At 65.4% G+C, this 3,320-nt stretch carries 5 protein-coding genes; 2 read left to right on the top strand and 3 right to left on the bottom strand.

The window, feature by feature from the left end; genetic code table 11:
* Positions 1–584 (top strand): SAF domain-containing protein (locus tag ACN269_RS35285; protein ID WP_421477768.1); only part of this gene is annotated, 584 nt, incomplete at its 5' end.
* A gap of 94 nt (positions 585–678) precedes the next feature.
* Complete coding sequence (mscL, locus tag ACN269_RS35280; protein ID WP_421477766.1) at positions 679–1,113, top strand: large-conductance mechanosensitive channel protein MscL; 435 nt, start codon at positions 679–681, stop codon at positions 1,111–1,113.
* A gap of 64 nt (positions 1,114–1,177) precedes the next feature.
* Here the strand turns inward: mscL and ACN269_RS35275 are convergent, their stop codons facing one another.
* From ACN269_RS35275 to ACN269_RS35265, 3 genes are all read right to left on the bottom strand, one after another.
* Entirely contained in the window at positions 1,178–1,813 is a 636-nt protein-coding gene (locus ACN269_RS35275) for an MspA family porin (RefSeq protein ID WP_421477764.1), read from the bottom strand.
* 714 nt (positions 1,814–2,527) lie between these two features.
* The gene (locus tag ACN269_RS35270; protein WP_421477762.1) at positions 2,528–3,070 is read right to left on the bottom strand and encodes a MogA/MoaB family molybdenum cofactor biosynthesis protein; all 543 of its coding nucleotides are present in this window, start codon (positions 3,068–3,070) and stop codon (positions 2,528–2,530) included.
* 35 nt (positions 3,071–3,105) lie between these two features.
* Positions 3,106–3,320 (bottom strand): PDZ domain-containing protein (locus ACN269_RS35265; protein ID WP_421477760.1); only part of this gene is annotated, 215 nt, incomplete at its 5' end.

The following is a 3,320-nucleotide window of genomic DNA, read 5'->3' as shown; positions in this document are numbered from 1 at the left end:
CCGTCGCTGCCCGCCGCCTTGCCGCCGCCGCCTTGGTGGTGCTCGCCGGGGTGGCCGCACTGCGGTCGGACCCGCAGGGCGAGCGCAGCGCGATCGTGGTTGCCGCCCATGACCTGTCGCCCGGCATCGAACTCACCGCCGCAGACTTGCGGGTCGAAACCAGGCTGACGGCCACCGTGCCTGACGGCGCAGCCACCGATCCGCAGCCCCTGGTGGGCAGCACGCTGGCCGGCCCGACCCGCCGCGGTGAAGTGATCACCGATGTACGGGTACTGGGGCCCCGGCTCGCTGAGGCCGCGCGCGGCCCCAACGCCCGCGTCGTCCCGCTACACCTTTCCGACACCGCGCTAGTGGATCTGATCCGGCCGGGCGACGTGGTGGACGTGCTGGCCGCACCGGACTCCGAGACGACACACCAACCGCAACTGCTGGCCGCCGAGGCGGTGGTGGTGCTGGTATCGGAGCGCAAGGCCGGTCCCGGCGCCGGATCCGACCGGGTGGTCCTGGTGGCGCTGCCCGCCGCCGACGCCCACCAGGTGGCCGCTGCCGCGCTGGTGCAGGCGGTGACGCTGTCCTTCCACTGACCGGCCACCGCTCAACCCCGTGATCATGGCCGATTCGGTCTAACGTTCTGCTTGCGGACAAGTTCCACCACCTTCCAGCAGAAAGGTCCTCCCCATGTTCAAGGGGTTCAAAGATTTCATCGCCCGCGGCAACGTCATAGACCTGGCCACCGCGGTGATCGTCGGCGCCGCATTCACCGCGTTGGTGACGTCGTTCACCGACAGTGTGGTTCAGCCGCTGATCAGCAGGATCGGTGCGACACCCGATTCGGAGTACGGATTCCTGCGCATCCCGCTGGGTGACGAAATCTACATCGACTTCAACGCCGTGGTCAGCGCGGCGATCAACTTCCTGATCGTCGCGGCGGTGGTGTACTTCGTCATCGTGGTGCCCTACAAGAAGCTCAAGGAACTCGACACCAAGGTCGAGGAAGAGGAAACCCAGCTGACGGTGCTGACCGAGATCCGCGATCTGCTGGCCGCCAACGGCACCGCCGCTTCGGGCAAGCATGGTGCCGCATTGGGAACGCCCGACCAGCCCCCGTCCTAGTTGCCACCCAACGAAAACAGCCCCCGGAGTGATCCGGGGGCTGTTTTCGTTGGTCCTGCTGGTGTCAGTTCATGTTCCAAGGCTCGCCGTAGGTGGTGACGCTGTCACCCGTCGACGAGATCAGCCGGGCGAATGGACGCAGCAGCACGCCACCGGCCGCGCCGGTCACGGTGCCATGGGCGTTCGACACCGACACGCCGCCGGCCGGGCCGGCCACGTCGACCGAGAAGGTCGCGACTTCCTGGATACCCGGGCCGTTACCCAGGTCGGCGTTGATCGACGCACCGGGGAACAGGTTCGGGGTAATGACCGACTCCAGGCCGAACGGCGGGCCGGTGATGTCACCGTCGTCGATCAGGATGTTCGGAGTCGTGTAGTTGAAGTTGATGCCCACACCCAGCGACCAGGGGAAGCCGATCTGGTAGCCCAGCTCCAGCGTGCCCTCGAACTCGTCGGCGCCGGGGCCGGCGACGATGTACTTGGCGCTACCGGAGTGGAACCACTCGCGGGTCAGGCGGTTGCGGTCCAGGGGGAACACACCGTTGAGGAAGGTGTCCCACTGCTGGACGGTAAGAGTCCGATCCTGGCCATCGACCAGGCTCAGCTCGTTGTCCAGCCCTGCGTGTGAGGTTCCGGTGCTGGTGAACAGCGCCGCGCTGGCCGCGAACAGCGCGATCAGCACCCGAGTGATTGCCTTCATGTTCTCCCTAGAGTTGTCGTTCGGTCTCCCCGAGGGTCACCGAATTTTGTTGTCAGTGCTGGCCCGACTAGCAACACCACACACCACGAAAGATCTACATGTGACCTGAATTAGAAGCCCCACAGATAGCTCTTACGTCTCACTCATCGTTGACACGAGGAACATAACGGGGCGGAATCCGACCGGCAACGCAAGGAGATCGCACACCAGTCACCGCCGAAGTCGGTGTAGAAGTTTGCTGGAACTTTCTCGACCGAACCCGTTCCAGCCCGGTTTCGGCTCGACTTGACACCTGTCGAGCTACTTGATGCCGAGTCCGCCTCGCCCTGCCGCCAACCTTCGGCGACAAAGTGCTAGCTGCTGTTTTGCCGCTGCAAGCAACGCTCACGGGCTAGCCGTGGTGAGGCGGCCGGTTGTCGCGCAACCACTGTTCACGCTCGGCATCTTCGTGCGGTGAACAGTTGCCCCGCTCGTCGGAGGTTGTTTCGGGAAGAATCTCACCGAAGATTTTGTTAACTGAGCGCTTGGCGGGTTCCGAAGGGTCCGTCACACCGTCTCCTTGCTGTGATAAAGATCACAAACTGCCGGTCGGCTCGTTCACCTGCGCTTAATACTCCGGACACTTGGCGATACGCTGGCCAGCGCAGCCCGTCGCCACACGACAACCACCCGCAACGCTGTTGCGCTGCTCCGGGCGAGGGACAGAAGTGGTCGTTAGATCTCCAAGCTTGATAGCTGAGCGATGATCTGCGCAGCCAGCGGGCCCAGCGTGGCCATGCCATCGCGCACTGCGGCGCGCGACCCGGCGATGTTGACCACTAACGTGCTCCCCGAGATACCGGCCAGGCCCCGCGACAACCCGGCATCGACGATGCCGGCCGACAACCCCGAGCCACGCAGCGCCTCGGCGATGCCCAACAGTTCGCGGTCAAGCAGGTCTCGGGTGGCTTCCGGGGTGACGTCGCGCGGAGTGACGCCGGTGCCACCGACCGAGATGACGAGATCGACACCGCCGATCACCGCGGTGTTGAGGGCGTTGCGGATCTCCACCTCGTCGGCGGACACCACAACGACACCGTCGACGACGAATCCGGCCTCCCCGAGCAACTCGGTGACCAACGGACCGCTGTGATCCTGCTCGCCGTGCGCGGTCCGATCGTCGACGACGATGACCAAGGCCCGTCCCACCAACTCTCCCGGCTGTTCCATGACTGTCACCGTATATCCGGCGGCAGACGTCGGCGCAGCCATGGTCATCGTGGCCGCCCCCGTCCGGAGTGTCACCGTCGGTGTCACGGAGTGGTCCTGCCGAGGGTGACCTGCACGGTCTGCGGACGACCTGCAGAATCAAGGTAGGTCAGCGTCACCTGGTCGCCCGGGGCCCTGGACCGCACGGCGGCCACCAGCGCGTTGGCGCTGGCGATTACCCGGTCGTCGACCTTGGTGACAATGACATCGTTGGGCAGGCCCGCCGCGGCGGCCGCGCCATCACCGACGACCTCGACGA

It is taken from the genome of Micromonospora sp. WMMD736, assembly GCF_049179015.1.
GTDB lineage: Bacteria > Actinomycetota > Actinomycetes > Mycobacteriales > Micromonosporaceae > Micromonospora.
The sequence above is the reverse complement of the archived record's forward strand: the minus strand, read 5'-3'. Positions and strand labels throughout refer to the sequence as shown.

Coding starts and splice junctions, on each gene's coding strand:
- mscL (WP_421477766.1), top strand. CDS start 679: ATGTTCAAGGGGTTCAAAGATTTCATCGCCCGCGGCAACGTCATAGAC.
- ACN269_RS35275 (WP_421477764.1), bottom strand. CDS start 1,813: ATGAAGGCAATCACTCGGGTGCTGATCGCGCTGTTCGCGGCCAGCGCG.
- ACN269_RS35270 (WP_421477762.1), bottom strand. CDS start 3,070: ATGACCATGGCTGCGCCGACGTCTGCCGCCGGATATACGGTGACAGTC.